General features: G+C 39.8%; 20 protein-coding genes and 1 pseudogene. 13 read left to right on the top strand and 8 right to left on the bottom strand.

Features of this window, described 5'->3' with window-relative positions; translation table 11 throughout:
* Positions 1-24: 24 nt before the first annotated feature.
* Positions 25-1,455 carry a sensor domain-containing diguanylate cyclase gene (locus tag NI462_RS01845; RefSeq protein ID WP_253158877.1) on the bottom strand — a complete coding sequence of 477 codons (1,431 nt, stop codon included), beginning with the start codon at positions 1,453-1,455 and terminating at the stop codon, positions 25-27.
* A gap of 314 nt (positions 1,456-1,769) precedes the next feature.
* Between NI462_RS01845 and NI462_RS01840 the strand changes: the two genes are divergently transcribed.
* Positions 1,770-2,213: a hypothetical protein gene (locus NI462_RS01840; RefSeq protein ID WP_435574957.1), complete on the top strand. Its 444-nt coding sequence runs from the start codon at positions 1,770-1,772 to the stop codon at positions 2,211-2,213.
* 56 nt (positions 2,214-2,269) lie between these two features.
* On the opposite strand, the gene accC is transcribed toward NI462_RS01840, so the two are convergent.
* The 3 genes from accC to aroQ are packed head-to-tail and all read right to left on the bottom strand — an operon-like array spanning position 2,270 to position 4,541.
* Positions 2,270-3,634 carry an acetyl-CoA carboxylase biotin carboxylase subunit gene (gene accC, locus NI462_RS01835; protein ID WP_004280198.1) on the bottom strand — a complete coding sequence of 455 codons (1,365 nt, stop codon included), beginning with the start codon at positions 3,632-3,634 and terminating at the stop codon, positions 2,270-2,272.
* 18 nt (positions 3,635-3,652) lie between these two features.
* The gene (accB, locus tag NI462_RS01830) at positions 3,653-4,069 is read right to left on the bottom strand and encodes an acetyl-CoA carboxylase biotin carboxyl carrier protein (protein ID WP_005107117.1); all 417 of its coding nucleotides are present in this window, start codon (positions 4,067-4,069) and stop codon (positions 3,653-3,655) included.
* Positions 4,070-4,085: 16 nt separating this feature from the next.
* Positions 4,086-4,541 carry a type II 3-dehydroquinate dehydratase gene (aroQ, locus tag NI462_RS01825; RefSeq protein ID WP_005246503.1) on the bottom strand — a complete coding sequence of 152 codons (456 nt, stop codon included), beginning with the start codon at positions 4,539-4,541 and terminating at the stop codon, positions 4,086-4,088.
* Positions 4,542-5,500: 959 nt separating this feature from the next.
* Here aroQ and ybaK point away from each other — a divergent pair.
* The 3 genes from ybaK to NI462_RS01810 all read left to right on the top strand — a co-directional run bounded on the left by ybaK (position 5,501) and on the right by NI462_RS01810 (position 7,967).
* Positions 5,501-5,968, top strand: coding sequence for a Cys-tRNA(Pro) deacylase (gene ybaK / locus NI462_RS01820; RefSeq protein ID WP_044108365.1), 468 nt, complete (start codon positions 5,501-5,503; stop codon positions 5,966-5,968).
* A gap of 193 nt (positions 5,969-6,161) precedes the next feature.
* Positions 6,162-7,415, top strand: a complete 1,254-nt coding sequence (locus NI462_RS01815) for a YncE family protein (RefSeq protein ID WP_253158873.1) — start codon at positions 6,162-6,164, stop codon at positions 7,413-7,415.
* A gap of 69 nt (positions 7,416-7,484) precedes the next feature.
* On the top strand, positions 7,485-7,967 hold the full coding sequence (locus tag NI462_RS01810) for a hypothetical protein (RefSeq protein WP_004280206.1): 483 nt from the start codon (positions 7,485-7,487) through the stop codon (positions 7,965-7,967).
* 115 nt (positions 7,968-8,082) lie between these two features.
* Here NI462_RS01810 and NI462_RS01805 read toward each other — a convergent pair whose 3' ends face one another.
* The 4 genes from NI462_RS01805 to tusD are packed head-to-tail and all read right to left on the bottom strand — an operon-like array spanning position 8,083 to position 9,474.
* Entirely contained in the window at positions 8,083-8,394 is a 312-nt protein-coding gene (locus NI462_RS01805; RefSeq protein ID WP_004280207.1) for a TusE/DsrC/DsvC family sulfur relay protein, read from the bottom strand.
* A gap of 14 nt (positions 8,395-8,408) precedes the next feature.
* The gene (locus NI462_RS01800; protein ID WP_004646886.1) at positions 8,409-8,693 is read right to left on the bottom strand and encodes a DsrH/TusB family sulfur metabolism protein; all 285 of its coding nucleotides are present in this window, start codon (positions 8,691-8,693) and stop codon (positions 8,409-8,411) included.
* A gap of 17 nt (positions 8,694-8,710) precedes the next feature.
* Positions 8,711-9,061: a hypothetical protein gene (locus NI462_RS01795; RefSeq protein WP_004280210.1), complete on the bottom strand. Its 351-nt coding sequence runs from the start codon at positions 9,059-9,061 to the stop codon at positions 8,711-8,713.
* A gap of 44 nt (positions 9,062-9,105) precedes the next feature.
* Positions 9,106-9,474 (bottom strand): sulfurtransferase complex subunit TusD, encoded by a 369-nt coding sequence (gene tusD, locus NI462_RS01790; protein ID WP_004280211.1) that lies wholly within the window; start codon positions 9,472-9,474, stop codon positions 9,106-9,108.
* 70 nt (positions 9,475-9,544) lie between these two features.
* Here tusD and NI462_RS01785 point away from each other — a divergent pair, with 70 nt between their 5' ends.
* The 9 genes and pseudogenes from NI462_RS01785 (at position 9,545) to NI462_RS01745 (ending at position 18,999) form a co-directional block, all read left to right on the top strand.
* Positions 9,545-10,555, top strand: coding sequence for an NAD-dependent epimerase/dehydratase family protein (locus NI462_RS01785; protein WP_004280212.1), 1,011 nt, complete (start codon positions 9,545-9,547; stop codon positions 10,553-10,555).
* A 138-nt stretch (positions 10,556-10,693) separates the two neighbouring features.
* Positions 10,694-12,088, top strand: a complete 1,395-nt coding sequence (gene fumC / locus NI462_RS01780) for a class II fumarate hydratase (protein WP_004280213.1) — start codon at positions 10,694-10,696, stop codon at positions 12,086-12,088.
* 126 nt (positions 12,089-12,214) lie between these two features.
* Positions 12,215-12,706 carry a hypothetical protein gene (locus NI462_RS01775; protein WP_004280216.1) on the top strand — a complete coding sequence of 164 codons (492 nt, stop codon included), beginning with the start codon at positions 12,215-12,217 and terminating at the stop codon, positions 12,704-12,706.
* 431 nt (positions 12,707-13,137) lie between these two features.
* Complete coding sequence (locus tag NI462_RS01770; protein WP_004280217.1) at positions 13,138-13,740, top strand: nitroreductase family protein; 603 nt, start codon at positions 13,138-13,140, stop codon at positions 13,738-13,740.
* Between the two features lie 129 nt (positions 13,741-13,869).
* Positions 13,870-14,232: an immunity protein Imm33 domain-containing protein gene (locus NI462_RS01765; RefSeq protein ID WP_004646887.1), complete on the top strand. Its 363-nt coding sequence runs from the start codon at positions 13,870-13,872 to the stop codon at positions 14,230-14,232.
* Positions 14,233-14,601: a hypothetical protein gene (locus NI462_RS01760; protein WP_004280221.1), complete on the top strand. Its 369-nt coding sequence runs from the start codon at positions 14,233-14,235 to the stop codon at positions 14,599-14,601.
* A 915-nt stretch (positions 14,602-15,516) separates the two neighbouring features.
* The gene (locus NI462_RS01755) at positions 15,517-16,278 is read left to right on the top strand and encodes an alpha/beta fold hydrolase (RefSeq protein ID WP_004280222.1); all 762 of its coding nucleotides are present in this window, start codon (positions 15,517-15,519) and stop codon (positions 16,276-16,278) included.
* Positions 16,279-16,371: 93 nt separating this feature from the next.
* A pseudogene (locus NI462_RS01750) lies at positions 16,372-18,048 on the top strand (ImcF-related family protein); the annotation flags it as partial.
* Positions 18,049-18,231: 183 nt separating this feature from the next.
* Entirely contained in the window at positions 18,232-18,999 is a 768-nt protein-coding gene (locus tag NI462_RS01745; RefSeq protein WP_004280226.1) for an OmpA family protein, read from the top strand.
* Positions 19,000-19,178 lie beyond the last annotated feature (179 nt).

The raw sequence follows: 19,178 nt of genomic DNA, 5'->3' as shown, positions 1-19,178 counted from the left end.
TTCAAGGTTGTAGATCATTTAGGCTCAAGATGCAAGCACCACCTGATTTCGCCCACGATGTTTGGCCTGATACAAGGCTTGATCTGCAATATTGATCAGGTTTTGCAGGTCTTGGGCCTGCGGTTCATTTTGATGAGTGATGCCCACACTCACGGTAATATACAGGGGCGAGCCATCTGATTGATAAATCGGGGTTTTTTCCACCAGATCACGAATCCGTTCTGCAATAAGACGTGCTTCTGATGGTTCGGTATTCCAGAGTAACAGCACAAATTCTTCCCCACCAATTCGTGCAAACAGATCTTCAGCACGTAAATTGCAGCGAATGATTTCCGCAAAATGTTGCAGCACCTTGTCACCGACATGATGGCCAAAATCATCGTTCAGACGTTTGAAATGATCAATATCCAGCATGATGACCGAAAATTCCATTCTGTTGGCATATTGCAGTAAATATTCACCTTTCTGAAAGAAAAAATGACGGTTCATGGTGCGGGTCAGACTGTCATGATTGGCCAGATAGAGAACCCGTTTAAACAGCTCATTGCGGTTTTGACTAATAATACAAAGAATAAGCGGCGATAAGGCCAGCATAAACAGCCCGATCCGGAGCGAAATATAAATCGTAGAATCTGCCAAGGTGTCATGCGTTGTGGCATAAAACCGCGTCAGGCTGTAATAGGTTAAAATAGTCACAAACGCATTAATCAGTGTCATGCTAAACAGGCGATAGGTTAATGCGGCCCAGATCAGCGCAGCCAAAGGATAGAGCAGGGTGCCCGGACCTGAAAAAATATTGGTGATGATGACACAGAGTACGACTGTAGCTGCGGGCAGAAAATAACTGAAATGATGACGCTTTTGACGGCGGTTTTTAAACAGATACTGCATATCCTTGATTCTGGGAAAGGCCAGAAGCAAAGGTAATACCACGATATAATTGACCATCTCGCCCGTCCACCATAGACCAAAATCAATCCATAAATTCTCTTTGGTCATGAATGAATTGGGTAGATTTGGCAAGGTGAGAACTGCAAAAGCCGCACTGGCCAGACAGCCTGCAAAAGCGAAGATGCCAAATAAATGAACGAATGTATAACCAGTATTATAGTATTTGTAATTAATCTTGAAATATCGAATAAAAAATATCGAGACAATAGTGCTGATCAGATTAGACAAGGTAAGAAACAGGCTTTGTAATAGGCTGTTCCCGGTGATCAGATCTGCAAACATAAAAGCGCTGAATGCACCAAGCCAACCTCCCATATTATTTAAATGTGGAAAGCGTAAGAACAGGGCTAATAAGGCAGCATTGGCCGGCCACAATAAGGCCAGATACTCAATTGGTCTGGTTGCGATCCCAATAAAACAACAGACTAAAACAGCGAAAACAATGACAAAATAAGCATAGGTTTCATGATTTAATTGTTGTTCTGTTATTCGAGCTAATTGCAAATTTAAAATCCTATTCAAATTTTTAAGTGTGAATGATCACTTTGTTCAGCAACTAAGTTTGACCCAAAATATAATTTTATTGTTTGATTAATCTGTTATTAATGCGAACTATTAAGATTCTTATATACGAAATATATACAAAAAAAGTCAGAAAGGAAATCCATGTTTTTAAACAATGTGATAAATAATTTCTGACTCTGTATTGAAATTGCGTTAGAGCGGGACACGATCCCAAAAAATATGATAATTTAGAATCAATTGTTAACAAGATGCCGGTAAATATGAAAAAAATATGTCTTAGCCTTATCTTACTCATGAGCTCACCTTGGCTAATGGCGACAGAAAATAAAAAACCAGCGAATGCTCCTGTTAAAGCTGCTGAAATCCCAAATACATTTACTGTGAAAACCCGTCCGGAAATTGTCGGATTGTGGGGAATGGAAATCCCGAATAATAAAAAATGTATCGAATATTATAATTTTAAAGGCAATAATAATGTGGTGATTAAAAGTGGCGATGAGTGGACGTCGGGGCTATATGACTATCAGCCGGCACAGGATCCTTCGCAGCAGATTCCAGCGCTGATTCTGCAAGTAAAATATGACAATAATGAAAAAGACTGTTCAGGCAATCAGGTGGATCAGTCTGGTGAAATTTCGCAATATTTTGTGAAATGGCAAAACCCTTATACCATTAACTTCTGCGCCAATGAAAAAGCCGAACAATGTTTTGCTGTGCTCAGACGCGTATTGCCTTAAATTGCAAACAATAAAAAAACCGCTGAATGACAGCGGTTTTTTTTATGAGCTTTGATTTAAGCTTTGTCTTCAGCACCTTCAAGCTGCTTTAACAAATGCTTCTCTAGGTAATGAATATCCATTGCCTGTTTGCAGAAGTTTTTATCCTGAAGGATTAAATCTTTATGCAAAGGAATATTGGTTTTAACGCCAGTCAAAATCATTTCTTCCAAAGCATTTCTCATTCGAGAAATAGACGTCTCACGATCCTTACCATGCGAAATCAGTTTGGCAATCATCGAGTCATAATACGGCGGAATGCTATAGCCTGGGTAGATGTGCGAGTCTAAGCGGATACCTGCGCCGCCTGGTGCATAGAAGCTCTCAATCTTGCCGGGTGAAGGCAAGAAGGTTGATGGATCTTCTGCGTTAATACGGCATTCAATCGCATGTCCTAAAACCTTGACATCTTCTTGCTGAATATCCAGACCTAAGCCGCCAGCAATACGCAATTGCTGTTCGATAATATCGATACCCGTGACCATTTCAGTTACCGGATGCTCAACCTGAACACGCGTATTCATTTCAATGAAGAAGAACTCATCATCTTCAAACAGGAATTCGAATGTACCTGCACCACGATATTGCATCAATTTACAGGCATTGACACAGGCTTCTAGAATATCAGCACGTGCTTGCTCTGGTAAGTTCGGTGCTGGTGCTTCTTCCAGTACTTTTTGATGGCGACGCTGTAGTGAACAGTCACGATCATACAGATGAATCGCATGACCATTACCATCAGCAAGTACTTGCACTTCGACATGACGTGGCTTTTGCAGGAAACGTTCCATATAGACCGTATCATCACCGAACCACATTTCTGCATCACGCTGTGCAGCCTGAACAGATTCCAGCAGGGTATCGACATTTTCTACGATACGCATACCACGACCACCACCGCCAGAAGCAGCTTTTACAATCAGTGGAAAACCGATCTCTTTGGCTTCAGCCATGGCATTGTGAATCGTTACGGCATGGTCGCAGCCCGGTACTGTTGGTACACCAGCTTTTTTCATGGCAATAATGGCAGAAACCTTGTTTCCCATTAAACGAATATGTTCCGGACGCGGACCAATAAAGATAAAACCAGAATTTTCTACGATTTCTGCAAATTCTGCATTTTCAGCGAGGAATCCATAACCAGGATGGATTGCATCTGCGCCGGTAATTTCAGCAGCTGTAATAATCGCAGGAATATTCAAGTAGCTGTCACTGCTCGCACCAGGGCCGATACATACTGCTTCATCACAGAAACGTAAGTGCATCAGGTCCTTGTCTGCGTCAGAATAGACACCTACAGTTTTGATCCCTAAAGTTCTGCAAGCACGGGTGATGCGTAACGCAATTTCACCACGGTTTGCAATTAAAACTTTTTGCAACATTATAAATCCCCGGGATGATTAAGCGCGGTAGCGGAAAAGTGGTTGACCGAATTGAATCACTTCACCATTTTTCACCAGAATTTCTTCAATCACACCGCTTTGAGTTGCTTCTATCGGGTTCATGATTTTCATTGCTTCGATAATACCGAGCGTATCGCCTGCAGAAACGGTCTGGCCAACTTTAACAAAGGTCGGCTCACCTGGGCTTGGTGCTGCATAGAACACGCCGACCATTGGTGAAGTTTCAACAGCACCGCGAGGAGATTTTGCTGCTGGTGCTTCGGCTGCTGGTGCAGGCATCGCAGGAACAGCTGCTGCAACCACTGGATTACGACGAGTTAATGCAATCGATTGATCGCCTTCTTTAACTTCGATCGCCTGTAAGTCAGATTCAATCATCAAGTCGATGAGTTTCTTGATTTTACGGATATCCATGAGACAGTATTCCTAATTAAGATTGTGTAGAAGGTTGTATTTTTTCAATGATATAGTCGAGGGCAGCAGCATAGCCTTTTGCACCTAGACCACAGATCACGCCGATGGCTTTATCGGACAAGTATGAATGATGTCGGAATGCCTCACGTGCATGCACATTAGACAGATGGACTTCAATGAAAGGAATGGCAACGCCAAGGAGGGCATCGCGAACAGCAACAGAGGTATGGGTCAATGCTGCTGGATTAATAATGATATATTGAATGCCGTCTTGCTGGGCTTGATGAATTCGGTCAACAATGGCACCTTCCCAGTTGCTCTGGAAAGTATCGAGTTGTAAGGTAGCTTGTTGAGCCTGAGCAATCAGCTGCTGGTTAATATCGTCAAGACTAAGGTGACCATAAACTTCCGGTTCGCGCTTCCCAAGCAAGTTTAAATTCGGTCCATGAATAACCAAAATGGTCGAACTCATCCAGCATGCTCCAATTAAAAAGTATCGGGGTTTGTTTGCAAGATGTCTGCAAACTCTGCTTATTATTGCATGATTTTCTACATTACTATTTATAATTTCTTTGAATTAACGTAGAAAGCATATAGCAAACAGTGGCGCTATAATGAAAACTTTGCAGAGATTTGGCAATGTTAAAAAATTACAATTCGCTGGGTATTCAGATTATTTTCATTGTAAACCCAATTGGCAAAAACAGTTAATATCCTTTATGTAACTGTATCTTCATGTTAACGCTAAATTCTTCCTTTTAGTGATATTTTTAGTTTTGAACAAGAGTTGTCTGGCTGATTTTACTGCAATGTTCGACTTCTATAGCATAGAAAACTCTTTACATTCTGACTTTAGAGTTGTGCTGATGATCCTCTTTATATATAAGCTATCGACCGTTTCTCAAAACTTGATGAAAATTTAAAAATATAAGATAAGACAATATGTTAATGATATTTTCTCTTATTGTACTTGGATTTTCCTAGGTCTATTCTTCCAATATATTGGAATTAATTACATCATTTTCAATTCAAGTATTCATGACAGACACTGTACAAGAATCTATTTCTTCTTCCGGAGATAAAGGTTAAATCTCAGCGGGTTTAAGATAAAACGCTCGACTTATATGCCTCGTATTTATAGACGCATGAAGTGACGAATGTGTTCATCTTCAAGCCTTCTACACAGTGAAGCCATTAATCGCCTAACGCTTAGATAGTGGCAAAAACACATACATTTGTTGATATTTTGCTCGTCATCATCTTTGCAGAAGAGTTTAAAAGTATTGAAGAGCGTAAAGATTGAACCAAATAGATCTGATTGAAGCGGAATACGGGCTTAAAGCAAAATTTGCTCTGTAGTTGCCTCATCTAAATTAACTTCTTGAGCTAATCTTTATATAATCATGCGATTCCTCTCAAACAAGACTTTCTATGACACCTGCATGCAAACTATTAAAAGCCAATAAAATCGAATACAGCATTCATGAATATGAACATGATGCCAATGCCAAAAGTTTCGGGTTAGAAGCTGCTGAAAAATTAGGGCTTTCGGTGGAAGAAGTCTTTAAAACTTTATTAGTCACGGATGATAAACAGTATTTTGTTGCCATATTGCCGGTACATCATCAGTTAAATCTGAAAAAAGTAGCCCAGGCTGTGGGATGTAAAAAACTCCAGATGGCAGATCCTAAACATGCAGAACGTTTGACCGGTTATCTGGTTGGCGGAATTAGTCCCATTGGCCAAAAGAAACGTTTAAAAACAGTGATTTGTAGTAGTGCAAATCGACTTGAAAAAATGTATGTAAGCGGTGGAAAAAGGGGACTTGATATTGGATTAAAACCGGCTGATCTTGCCAAAGTGCTCAATGCACAGTTCGTCGATGTGCTGGATACATAAAATCAAAGTACGATGATCACCTAAATTCATAGAACCTGAAGTAATAAATTTAAAATAGCTGCATATTTTTTGGTCGGAAATAACAGTAAATCATTTTATACGTTTGTATATTAGATAAGTTAAAACACAGCCTGGCTGTGTACACAACAAGGAATGAAAACAAAAATATAAATTATTATGCGGAGCATAATGGATGAAAATTCAAAATAAAAAATGGCCACGGTTCTGTCTGACATTATCTGCGATGGCGATGCTATCTGCGTTGCCAAGTGTACAGGCCGCTTCTGCGCCTTCAGCTGTACCTGCCAATTCACAGCAGGTTTTCTTTGTCGGAAATAATTGGGATGGCACGGTAACCGTGATTCGTCCATCGGGTGATTTTGGCAAAATTGGCGTCATTAACATGATTCCTGATCGTAAAGAGCGCCTTAAAGAAATTCACCTGAATCCAATCAAACTGATTGCTTATACTTATATTCAGGCCACAGCCGGTGAAGGCAATGACCAGCTGGTGGATGATATGTACTCGACACCAGATGGACAGTCAGTCGTTGCATCACGCCCAAGTTTCGCCGATGTGGTATCAATTAATATCAAAACCGGCAAGATTAACTGGCGGACGCCTGTAGAAGGCTTCCGTGCTGACCATATGGCGGTATCACCAGATGGGCAACGAGTCGCCGTATCTGCATCTTCAGGAAATGTGGTGCATGTATTGGATATCCATACCGGTAAAGAGTTAGGCCGTTTCAGCACTGGCGATAAACCGCATGAAAACATTTACTTCGATGGCGGCAACAAGATCCTGAACTCTGCCATCGGCAATGTTGAAACCTCGATGGATGCACAGTGGCAAGACTTTACTAAAGGTAAGCGTTTTATCACTATCGCAGATGCCAATACGCATCAGGTGATAAGAAAAATCGATTTCAGGCCTGCATTGGATGCATTTGGTCGAAAAGATTTGTCCAACTCAGTACGACCAATGGTATTTAGTAAGGATGAAACCAAACTGTATGCCCAGGTTTCATTTTTTAATGGGCTGATTGAGTACGATCTGAATCAGAACAAGATTAGCCGGATCGGACAGCTCCCTGGCAGTGACAGTATTCCGAAAGACCGGACAAAATGGGTGAATGATTCGCGTCATCATGGCCTATCAATCAGTGCTGATGGTGAAAAGCTCTGTGTCGCCGGTACCATGGATAACTACGCTACGATTGTAGATCGCAAAACACTGACAGCCGGGAAACTGATTTCTGCAGATAAACCTTATTGGGCAACGCGAAGCCCGGATGGTCGTAGCTGTGTAATTTCAGAAAGTGAAACAGATGTAGTCACAGTGATTGATTTTGCCACAGGCAATAAAGTGCTGAGTGTACCGGTAGGAAATCATCCACAACGCGTTCGGATTGGTTATGCACCAGCAGACTGGTCAACGCCGTAGTCAATCGTCGATTAGCGAAAAAGACAGCTTTTTGATAAAGGTTGTCTTTGTTGAGCTGAGGACATAAAAATGAATGATAAAACAATTCTGTTCTATGTAATGATCGGATTGCTCTTGTTTGGGACTTTAGTGGGTATTGGTTATCAGGTACGACAAGAAATCTATCGGACGAATTTTACTGATCAGACCCATTCTGATCCGGTCCTGCCAGTTGAAAAATCGGCAAGCTATATATCTGTTAACTCTCCTGAGAATAGTCAAACTACGAAGAAGAAACAGAACGATACGGTTGCAAAGCAAAGCGAATTATCAAAGCAACAAGAACAGTTATATCTGGACTTTACTCAGATCATTAACGCTTTAAGTGAGGGACAACGACCAAATCCTCAACAAGTCAGTTTGTTGATCAGTCAGCAGCAAAAACTGGTAGAGGCCCAACTGGTGAGCAAGGCCGAAGCGAAAGCACAAATTGAGTTTCTGATTAAAGTTCTGCCTGAAATGGATCATGAATTGCATCGGGCGTTGCGAGTATTAGAACAAACTCGAACTTGACGAATTAGATCCAGCTGTATCTTTCATTATTCTCAGTCTGAAAATTGCTCTCATAAAAAAAAGCCCAAAAAATGATCTGGGCCTTTAAATACACACTATAGAAAGCTAAGTATCTTTATAAACAATTTGCAGGCTTGGGTACACCAGCCAAACGGCTTAAGTGACGGGCCACCAGACCAGTATTAAACTTTTCTTGAAGCATGGCATTATTGATATCGGCACTGACAGTTTTCATTAAAAATTTAATCAGTGGTCGTGTTGCTGGTGAATGACCAAACTGCTGATAGAACTGACGTACCGCTTGCAGAATTTCAAAATGCCAAGGAGTTAAGCTCAGTTCCAGACTATCGGCCAGCACTTGAGCGACTTCTTCATTCCAGATGGTATAGTCAACCAGATGGCCATCTTGATCCAATTCTAAATTCATATCTAACTCATTTATTATTTCATTGAAATGCAGCGATTAAACTCGAGGCAAAGATCTGCAAAATCCGCATAATTCAAAAGCTTTATCTGATCAGGCAAAGGCTGTACTAATAACTCCGCATCATTTTTCAGTATGTGAATTTTCGGCAAGCTTTGAAGAAATGAATGCTCTAGCAGCAAAACCGCTTCACCCATCAGCACGACCTGATCACCCATTGTATAAGTTTGAGCCAGTTGCTCTAGGATCTGCGCTGTTGCCGAATAGCTGGATTGGATCAGATAAAGTGTGTGATTTGACATTTTTATATCCTTGTTCCTTACCAATACATCACATGATCAAAGCTTTGAATAAATTCAGAATTAAGCTCAATAAATTCGATTTCTTGTTCGCTCTGTGCCACAAATGAGGAATGCTGGTTTTTTTTCTCAATCAGAATCGGAGTGAGATCATAAAACTCGAAACTGTCGACCATATTTGATGCCAGTTTGAATGCATGATGCACCTGGTCAAATTGCAGGTCTGAATGCAGCAAACTGAGGGCAGCACTTTGTAGCAGGACTTTAACTTCTGCGCCAAAAGTTGCCAGGACCATCGTAGCCGATAGGCTTTCATGCACCTGCAGACTGGTCAGATTGGCTTGGGTTAATATAACAAGTACAGATTTCACACAAGATTCCTTGGAAAAGCAACACATTCTAAAAAATGAAACATCTAGAATTGAATGAGACGTTGTGAGGACTGAACAGCATCGGCAAGTTCACCTAAACCGACCAATTCAAAGGCATCTGCCAGATTATGCTGCTGAATATTGTGACGTCGAGCATTGTCCAGATCTGTAATTCCACGTGCCAATGCTGCACTTACACAGACCGGGAGGCGAATCTGTAGCGCTTGCCATGCATGTGTAAGATGACGTTGATCGTCGGGTACCCATTGCAGTGCATTTGCGACCGATACGCCGTCCTGATAGAAGAATACACGGAATGCTTCCTGTTTATCTTGCAAGGCCTGAGCCAAACCCAGGGCATGCCAGGCATAAATGGAAGTCGGTGCGGAGGTAACAAGAATTAAGGTGCTCATCGAAATTCACTACAGGCTTGATCAATAGCAACAGATTGATCTTGGCTTCATCAGAAAGTAGGTAGTATAAATGATTTTAGTGACGGGTGGATTAGGCTTTTTAGGCTCACATATTGCTTTAAGTCTGTTAGCACAAGGACTAGAGGTCATTGTGGTCGATAATTTGGCCAATGCGAACTTACAGACTCTGGAGCGTCTTGAGTTTATCTCCGGCATGTACGTACCTTTTATCAAGATTGATATTCGCAATACCCCAGCATTGAACAAAGTCTTTGAGCAGCATTCGATTCAGGCTGTGGTACATACCGCAAGTTTTAAGTCACTGGAAGAATCAGTATTAAAACCACTTGAATATTATAATGATAATGTCAGCTGTATTATGAGTCTCATGCGTGCCATGCAACGTACCGGAGTGCGTCATCTGGTACATTTATCCAGTCTGGCGGTATATGGACAATCTGGCACAGATTTAAGCGAAGATCTGCCTTTTAACTATACCTATCCGAATCCCTATATCAAATCGCAACAAATGGTTGAGGAAATTATCCGGGATACTGCCAAAACTGATAATGAATGGCGGATTGCGATCCTACGTCTATCCAATATCGCCGGCGCCTTTGAACACGGTGTGCTGGGGGAAGCGGTGCCACCTTTACCGAAAAATATTTTGCCTTTGGCGATGCAGGTCGCTGCACAGCAACGTGAATATCTGGAATTACGCCGTCAGGCCCATACTGCGGATGGCACAGTAGAACGCAGTTTTCTGCATGTCGCAGACTGTTGTGATGCCGTGATCAAGTCCTTGCAATGGCTATCACAACAGCAGGAATTAAAATGTGAAGCCTTTAATATTGCCGGTGAATTGATTTCCATACAGGATTTGCTAGATCAACTGGCTGAAGTGACTCAGTCTGCAATCAAAACCATGGATGCTCTGCCATACCCACATGCGGAAATGGATCAATTGGGGGCGAACATTGGAAAAGCGCGAAATATCCTACATTGGCAACCTCAGCGATCACTCAGAAAGATGCTTGAGGATGAATGGTTGTTTTATCAGAATATGCTCAGAGGGCAGTAAGTAAGAGAACTTAGCTTATATTTGATAATAATTATCATTTACATTGATACTGTAATCGATTACTTTAAATAAATAGATTAAATCATTGATATAGAAATTCCTAAGATCCGTAACAGGCAAGAAGAATTGAGGTTGAACATGCAAACACGTATTGAACATGACACGATGGGAGAGGTGGCTGTACCGAGTGAGGCTTTATGGGGCGCTCAGACTCAGCGTAGCTTGCAAAATTTCAAAATTGGCAATGAGCGGTTGCCACGGCCAATGATTCGTGCCATGGGACTCGTCAAAAAAGCGGCTGCCTTGACCAATGCCGAGCTAAACCAGATTCCCCAAGAACTGTCACGCTATATCGTGGATGCGGCAGATGAAGTCATCAGCGGGAAATGGGACAGTCAATTTCCACTGGTAGTCTGGCAAACTGGTTCAGGTACACAAAGCAATATGAACTGTAATGAGGTGATTGCCAATATTGCCAACCAGAAATTGGGCAATCATTTAGGGGCACAAAAACCGGTTCATCCAAATGATCATGTCAATCGTGCCCAATCTACCAATGATTCATTTCCAACTGCGATTCATGTGGCTGCGAGCTTGCAGATTAATGAACTTTTAATTCCGGCTGTCACACGTTTACGCGATACTTTATATGCCAAATCTCAGGATTTTGCCGATATTGTAAAAATTGGCCGGACACATCTACAAGATGCTACGCCTTTAACCTTGGGGCAGGAATTCAGCGGTTATGTCTCTCAGCTGGATCATGGGCTTCTTCGTCTAGAACAGGCATTGGTCGGACTATATGAATTACCATTAGGCGGTACAGCGGTTGGTACCGGTCTGAATGCCCATCCTGATTATGCCGTTCAGTCTGCTAAAACCCTGGGACAATTAACTGGCTTGCCATTTGTAACTGCGCCAAACAAGTTTGAGGCTTTGGCAGGCCGTGATGCTGCGGTATTTGCTTCTGGTGCATTAAAGACTTTAGCGGTTAGCCTGAATAAGATTGCCAATGATATTCGCTGGCTAGCCAGCGGGCCACGTTGTGGTTTTGGTGAATTGCGTATTCCTGAAAATGAACCGGGTTCTAGCATCATGCCGGGTAAGGTGAACCCGACGCAAAGTGAAGCGATGACGATGGTGGTCGCGCAAGTTCTCGGAAATGACACCACCATTAACGTGGCAGGTGCATCAGGTAACTTTGAACTGAATGTATTTATGCCGGTCATTGCCTATAATCTGTTGCAATCCATCCAGCTTTTAGGCGATGCGTGTAACAGTTTTAATGATCATTGCGCCGTAGGCATTGAGCCGAATCATGAGAAAATTGAACATTTCCTGCATGATTCTTTAATGCTGGTCACGGCATTGAATCCGGTCATTGGTTATGAGAATGCAGCCAAGGTTGCCAAAACAGCTTATAAGGAAGGAAAAACCTTAAAACAGGTGGCTGTTGAACTGGGTTTAGTCACCGCTGAACAGTTTGATGAAGTGGTGCGTCCTGAACAGATGGTCTCACCGAATGCTAAATAAGGGCCGGAGCACTTTTATTTTCAATCTTTACGCCTGTTTTATCATGGAATAGTCAGCAGTGGTTTTTATCTCAGGCAGAGTTGCGTACAATAATGTTAGATGAGATTAACCACTGATGATTGTTTTATGCTTGATATTTATTTAACAGATGTTCAAAGAAAGGTGCAATTCAAGGATTATCCAGGTGAGCATCCTGTTAAATTTATTCTGAATTTCAAAAAGATTTTCCCAAGTGTGATGGAACTTCTTTTACCTGTGCTTCCCGATAATGAAAATCTGGAAGAAATGTCTTGGGAATCGACCAGCGATGATTTTGAAACCTTCCAGATGTTCTTAACTGGATGGGGTATTATCGAACTTCGATTAAAAGCAATTACCCAGTTTAAAGATAAAGCATTTGCGGATCGTCTGGTTAAACAAGCCCAACAGAAACGCAAAGACTATCAAAAACAGCAGACTAAACTAACCACAGTTGAACTGGATTATTTGTTTATGCATGAGATGCATGCTCTGATTGATGCAGAACTGGTGGAACTCGGTGAGAAATTCTATTTACCGATTTTACGTGAGCTCTGGAAGACTAAAGTATCTGCTCAGGTGCTGAACGCGAAGTTTTAAATCGGTTTTTTAGCTTTTAATTATAAAATTAATCCTCCAATTTTGGGGGATTAATTTTATCTGGAATATGAGATTTATTTCATGATGCATGATCTCTTGAAATAGCCTAAGCAATATTAAATATGGTCATTGAACTTTTTCATTCTTAAAATTTTGATCAATAATAGCGCATGTTGAACCATTGTTTAGCGTCAGGCACTCGCATAGGGCAGTAGTTTTAACGATTGTTCAAAAAATAGATGAAAATGATCATTTTTAGCTAAAAAATATATAAAAATATCAATTAAATAGCCTAGTAATTGAGTCCATTATTTTTTAAGGTATATAGGCTTTATCTCACGTTAAAGCAAAAGCTCCATTGATTAGCTATCCTTCATAAAAATAACTGAAGGTTCAAATTTTCCCGAAGATATATCCCAGGATTTTCAAAAATGTCGAATCAGTTTTTAGATTTAATTACTAAACGCCGTACTATTTATGCCATTGCCAAGAATGTTGAACAATCTCCTGAACATTTAACTGATTTGATTCAGACTGCAATTAAGCAAAGCCCATCTTCTTTCAATTCTCAGTCTTCACGCGCCGTCATTTTATTCAATTCAGAACATGAAAAGTTCTGGGGCTTTGTAGCAGAAAAATTAAAAAGCTATGCTAAAGATGAAGAAAGTGCTGCAAAAACCACAGTAAAAATGGCAAGTTTTGCGGCAGGGCTAGGTACCGTTTTATTTTTTGAAGATCACACAGTCGTACAAGGCTTACAGGAACAATTCCCATCTTATGCTGATAACTTCCCAATCTGGGCAGAGCATTCGACTGCGATCGCACAATTTGCAACCTGGACAGCATTGCATACAGAAGGTCTGGGCGCATCATTGCAGCATTACAATCCGATCGTGGATGAACAGGTACATGCGGAATGGGACATTCCATCGAACTGGAAGTTGCGTGCACAGTTGGTCTTTGGTTCGATAGAAGGCGAGCCACGTGCCAAAGATTATCTGGCAGATGAAGAGCGCTTTAAAGTATTCCAATAAGCTGAGATCCATATCTGCACTTAACACGGTTTAAGGGCAGATATTTTTTAGATCTCGATGAAATCCCAATCAGCTTCATTAAAATTAAGTTAAAATAGCGTGCTAATGAAAATTGATGAGTAAGACCGAATGTCGAAAAACACGCAAAACCTATCACCTTTACAAGAACTGATCGCAGAGCAAAAACTACTTTGTGAAGAAGTAGGCTCGGCTTATGTTGAAGTCACGGGTGATGATGTTGTTGCGGTGGCCGTACATACCTTGAAACAAGATCCGATTGTCGGCATCCGTAAAAAGCCTGAAACGGCTGAAAATATTAGCTGGTATATTTATGGTGGAGAACCTTCAAGTGAAGAAACTTTTGAAACCATGACAGTACGTGAATTACAGGACATTGCACCAGAAGTTTTACCGTATCTGGCTCTGGAAACAGGTTTTCGTTTCATGATCGATGCCGATGATTATGAAGATGTCTGGAAAGAAGAAATTTAAATGCTAAAAAAATCATCTTTCATTTGTGCTGGATTATTATTAGGACTGAGTAGCGTAGTCTTCGCACAGCCGCTTTCACAAAGTGCCTATGATGAGTTTATTTCAGCACAGACTAAAATCGTGAATGAAACCAAACATATTTTAGATGAAGATGATCAAAAGGCAGATGCCCAAACTCAACGCCAGGCTTTCTGCAAGCGACTGAAAGCCTATCAGGATATTCAAAAGGTGTCCGAAGAAAACAGCAGTCTGAATATGGCACCTACGATGTCTATGATTGCCAGAAATTTTCTTGAGCGGCAGGATCAAAGTTTGACTAAATCTGGAATGACGGCGAGCGTATTTTGTAAAAATAGGGAAGTAGAATAAGTTATAAACTACTTTTTTATCTTGAAAGTTTTTCGCAGTGGAATAAAAATAAAGTATCTAAGTCTATTTCACAATCAAATTTTATAGATATTAAAACCTGAAAGACCATCTCCCGAATATCATTTGATAAAGAGTTTGTTAAGTTAATTTAAATTTATTTTAATGTGAATACCTCATACCTCGGGGATATATCCACTGTATTCAAGCTATTGATAAGAATAGATGAATAATCGTGGTTTTGTAATTTCTAAAAAATGTCTTATTTATGCGGTGTAATTTCTTGAACAGGATAATTTAAGTAGGATAGCGTGATTGCACGTTTATATTTAAGCTAATAACTTGAACATCCTAAGATATTAAAATAGCCTAAGCAATACATAATTTTAACAACTTTATCAAGAAAGGGGGAGAGGGGAAATTTATAATGTTGATGTTTACTACCTGTAACTCATTTGGACTTAAGACGTATTATTCTAAACAGAATCAAGTGGATTAATAAGCTACTTATGAATAGTCATTTTTTGATAAATAATAAGCAATGAATAATTAAAAACAATATTTTCAAAATTACCTCAGTCTATTTGGGTAATAACAGCGAGTTAGTTTAAGAAACACTCTGACCTAAAAGTGGTTTACATGTTATTAAATCCCAGTTTTAAGATTTTCATTAATTTTATTTAGTCTGCATCACAACTCAACCATCTTCTTTCATATTTATAGCCAAATATCCATCCAGATCTAAAATCGTAATTTTAAATACTTACAAATCGATTATGAATTATTTAGCCTAAGCAAAATATATCCCCATAAAATAGCCTAAGTAAAATTTATATTTAAAAATTTCGCAATTGATTAATTCCCAATATAAATCCATTATAAACACTTAAATAAAGAAAGAAATCACGGAATTCTCAAATGATCCTAAATTATCAACTCCAACACCACGAAACGTCAGTACTATCTCCAATGATTTTTATTCATGGTTTATTCGGTAGTTTAAGTAATTTAGGAATACTAGCTCGATATTTTTCTGAGCAAAGAACCGTGCTTCAAATTGATGTACGCAATCATGGTCTTTCTGGTCATAGTTCAGACTTAAATTATCAGTTCATGGCGGAAGATGTCCTAGAAACTTTATCAAGTTTAAATATTCAAAAGTTCATAGTAATAGGGCATTCTATGGGCGGAAAAATTGCTATGAAATTGGCTGATTTAGCCCGAGTACAAACTGAAAAGTTGGTCGTTCTTGATATTACACCAATCCAATATCATGAGAGTCATCATACTGAGATTTTTAAAGCCTTATTTGCTGTGCAGCAAGCAAATGTTGCTTCACGACTTGAGGCAGCAAAAATTATGCGTGAATACATTCATGAAGAAATGGTAATTCAGTTTTTATTAAAATCCTTTAATAAAGGGCAATGGCTCTTTAATGTTCAAGCTTTATTTGATCATTATCCAGATATTATGGCTTGGGAAAAGGTCGAAAAAGTTAATCAGCCAGCTTTATTTCTTCGTGGCGGTAATTCTTTTTATATCTCAAAACCTGAACATTTTGCGGCAATCAATGAACAATTTTCTCAGGCGAAAATTGAATGCATTGAAAATACAGGACATTGGCTGCATGGTGAAAAGCCAGATGAAGTCATTAAACATATGCAGACTTTTCTAAATTAATTTACGATTTCGCACTCAAGGCTGAAATGTTTGAGTCTGTAATTGTCCTTCATGAATGAGTTGATGCGCCATTTCAGCTGTTTTCTTTAAACCGAGAATGCTCAGACAACCATGTTGGGAAGTTATGCCTTACCCGGTTTTTATAGCTATCAAGCCTGGAACGAATATGTACAACCTGCCATAGAAACCGCGGCGCAAAGCCCAACTGAAAGTAAAGATTGGGTACTTAATACATCACAGTCTGATGATTTGAGTTTTAGTGGCAGTCCTGAACAAATTCGACGCCAGCTGACTGAAATGTATAAAAAAGAATATATCAGCGAATGGCGTAAATTCTTGGGTGCCATTTATTATGCCAAGGCCGGTGACTTTAATCAGCAAACATATCAGATAGATATTCTTAGCGAACCAGAAAACTCACCGATTCGTAAAGTCATACAACGGGTAGCGCAAGAAACCAGCTGGGATAATCCAATGGTACAAGCTGAGTTGGCGGTTCCACAAAAAGGTTTTATTGCCTGGTTTAAACGCAAGATATTGCAACGTCATGATGGCAAGTTGGCACAGAATTCTGCATCGACTTTCTCTCAGGGGATGATTGCCAAAGACTTTCAGATCTTCTACCAGATTGTACGTACACGAGATGATTTGCAGAACCGGTCGCTGCTGGATGAGTATATGCAATCTCTGGCCAAGATACGGAGTCGCTTTAATGATCTAAAAAGTTCTGGAGATATTGGTCCGGCGAGCATGATGCTCCTTAAGCAGACCGTTGATGAGCAGAATTCTATCTTTAATATCACTCAAAAGTTTGTGGATGAGAAAATGTCGGTAGGAACCCATGAGCTGGATCAACAGCTGATTAAGAAGTTGTTTAGTGTTCCTCTCACACGTTCCTTTGAAAGTCTGATGCTTCCGGCACAAGCTGAAATGAACGAACTCTGGCTAATACAGGCCTATCAACCATTTAATGCAAATTTATCGCAAAAATATCCGTTTAGCAGTCAAGGTAGCTTACAGGCAACCTCTCAAGAAATTAATCAGATTTTTGGTGAAAATGGCAGTATTTCCCGTTTTGTCAAAGAGCATCTTGATCCCTTAGTGATCCGTCGTGGCTATAGCTTAAGCTCGAAAACCTGGCAAGATTTAGGGCTTAATCTAAATCCTGTGTTTGTTGCAAACTTTCAAAATTATGTCGCGCCTGTGAATGGTATGGCAACTGGTGAGTTAAATAATACCAGTCGTCAGGCAGTGAGACCCAATCAATCTAATTTCCAGTTTTACCCACTGGAACAGGCTCATTTATTGGCTTATACCATTGATATTGATGGACAAAGAATGCTATTTGAAAACGGAATTCAACAATGGGTGAATTTTATCTGGCCAAATTCCGGCGCAATTCCAGGCGCACGGATCACGGTGATTGATTTGGAAGGGAAGACCCATACCATTTTTGATGAGCCTGGGGAATATGGAATCAATCGTTTGATTGATAGTGCTCAGCGTACACAAAAAGGCAATATTTTTGAAATGGTCTGGCGCAGTAAAGAGAATCCTGAACTATTTGTGAAGACCAATTTTCGGTTGGTGAGTGGGAATAATACAAGTTCTATCGGAAGTAATCCAAGTTATAGTAATTTGCAGTTGGTGGATCAGGTGGTTTCGAATAAAGCAGTAAGAGTGGTCGCAGCTCAGAATAAGACGATATCAGGAAAAACTGTTCAGACAACTACCACGGCTGCTGCAAACATAGGAACTTCAGCGCCATGACATTGATCAATCAATTATATTGTAAATGGATCACGTGGGTGAATTGATATGAATTAAAAACAACTAATTTTAATGTAGAAAATAATTCAAGGTTGGCGGCACTAGAATAGTCTTTAACTGAAAATCAGATGAGCCTGACTCAAGGCATTAAATTAATTAAATAAACATTTATAGAAGCATAAAATGAAAATAAAAAATAAATACTTAAAGTTAAATAAAATCATTATTTTATCCTGTTTTTTAATTGGTTTTAATGTGCATGCACAACCTGTAATTGCTGAAGGTAATGTACCGAATAACAATAGTAAGCAAGCTATTTTGGCGAAATTGCATTCAAATTATGGTCAGGAAAATGTGATAGATCGCATTCAGATTCGTCAAGTAGTGGCATCAACGGATTGGTCGAATATAGTCAGTGATGTGATTAATAAAGACCTTAAAAAAGTTAAACAGGGAACGTTAACGGTTAAAGGTTCTGATATTAAGCTAACGGGTAAAGTATCAAATTTTTATGAAATTCAGGATACTACAGAAAAATTTAAGGGTTTAATACCTGAAAATTATCGTTTAAATGCACAGCTTTCAGTCAATCAGGCCGAACAGCGGATTATTGATGCTGCATTAAAGAACCGGATTATTGAATTTGAATCTGGCAGTGCAGTATTAGCAACCTCAGGTATACAAATTCTGGATGAAATGGTCAGTGCCTTAAATAAGGTTAGCGGCAAAAAAATACGGATTATTGGACATACGGATAGTTCAGGCGATATTAATAAAAATCTCATGTTGAGTCAGCAACGTGCAGAAGCAGTGAAATCTTATTTAATCGCAAAAAATGTTCCAACACATTTACTGAGTACTAAAGGCTCAGGTTCAAGTAAACCTGTAGCGGATAATGCAACAGCTGATGGTCGCAAGAGAAATCGTCGGATTGAATTTGAAGTGCTTTAACGTTTAAGTTGCTTGAGCAGCAGCTATAAGTATATGGTGAATGCAGTTATATGAACATATTAGGTTGTGTTATTCACCAATTAAAATATCTATGCGATAAACCATTTAAAATGTCCTGTTTTTAACCACAAGAGTCAAGCACAGGATTTAACTTTCTTTGTTCAATAACAGCTTTCTGA

The sequence above is a fragment of the Acinetobacter lwoffii genome, from assembly GCF_024129715.1.
In the GTDB taxonomy this organism is placed as follows: Bacteria; Pseudomonadota; Gammaproteobacteria; order Pseudomonadales; family Moraxellaceae; genus Acinetobacter; species Acinetobacter lwoffii_U.
Note: the sequence above shows the minus strand (reverse complement) of the source record. Positions and strands in the feature narration are given on the sequence as shown.

Coding starts and splice junctions, on each gene's coding strand:
- NI462_RS01840 (WP_435574957.1), top strand. CDS start 1,770: ATGAGCTCACCTTGGCTAATGGCGACAGAAAATAAAAAACCAGCGAAT.
- accC (WP_004280198.1), bottom strand. CDS start 3,634: ATGTTGCAAAAAGTTTTAATTGCAAACCGTGGTGAAATTGCGTTACGC.
- accB (WP_005107117.1), bottom strand. CDS start 4,069: ATGGATATCCGTAAAATCAAGAAACTCATCGACTTGATGATTGAATCT.
- aroQ (WP_005246503.1), bottom strand. CDS start 4,541: ATGAGTTCGACCATTTTGGTTATTCATGGACCGAATTTAAACTTGCTT.
- ybaK (WP_044108365.1), top strand. CDS start 5,501: ATGACACCTGCATGCAAACTATTAAAAGCCAATAAAATCGAATACAGC.
- NI462_RS01815 (WP_253158873.1), top strand. CDS start 6,162: ATGAAAATTCAAAATAAAAAATGGCCACGGTTCTGTCTGACATTATCT.
- NI462_RS01810 (WP_004280206.1), top strand. CDS start 7,485: ATGAATGATAAAACAATTCTGTTCTATGTAATGATCGGATTGCTCTTG.
- NI462_RS01805 (WP_004280207.1), bottom strand. CDS start 8,394: ATGAATTTAGAATTGGATCAAGATGGCCATCTGGTTGACTATACCATC.
- NI462_RS01800 (WP_004646886.1), bottom strand. CDS start 8,693: ATGTCAAATCACACACTTTATCTGATCCAATCCAGCTATTCGGCAACA.
- tusD (WP_004280211.1), bottom strand. CDS start 9,474: ATGAGCACCTTAATTCTTGTTACCTCCGCACCGACTTCCATTTATGCC.
- NI462_RS01785 (WP_004280212.1), top strand. CDS start 9,545: ATGATTTTAGTGACGGGTGGATTAGGCTTTTTAGGCTCACATATTGCT.
- fumC (WP_004280213.1), top strand. CDS start 10,694: ATGCAAACACGTATTGAACATGACACGATGGGAGAGGTGGCTGTACCG.
- NI462_RS01775 (WP_004280216.1), top strand. CDS start 12,215: ATGCTTGATATTTATTTAACAGATGTTCAAAGAAAGGTGCAATTCAAG.
- NI462_RS01770 (WP_004280217.1), top strand. CDS start 13,138: ATGTCGAATCAGTTTTTAGATTTAATTACTAAACGCCGTACTATTTAT.
- NI462_RS01765 (WP_004646887.1), top strand. CDS start 13,870: ATGTCGAAAAACACGCAAAACCTATCACCTTTACAAGAACTGATCGCA.
- NI462_RS01760 (WP_004280221.1), top strand. CDS start 14,233: ATGCTAAAAAAATCATCTTTCATTTGTGCTGGATTATTATTAGGACTG.
- NI462_RS01755 (WP_004280222.1), top strand. CDS start 15,517: ATGATCCTAAATTATCAACTCCAACACCACGAAACGTCAGTACTATCT.
- NI462_RS01745 (WP_004280226.1), top strand. CDS start 18,232: ATGAAAATAAAAAATAAATACTTAAAGTTAAATAAAATCATTATTTTA.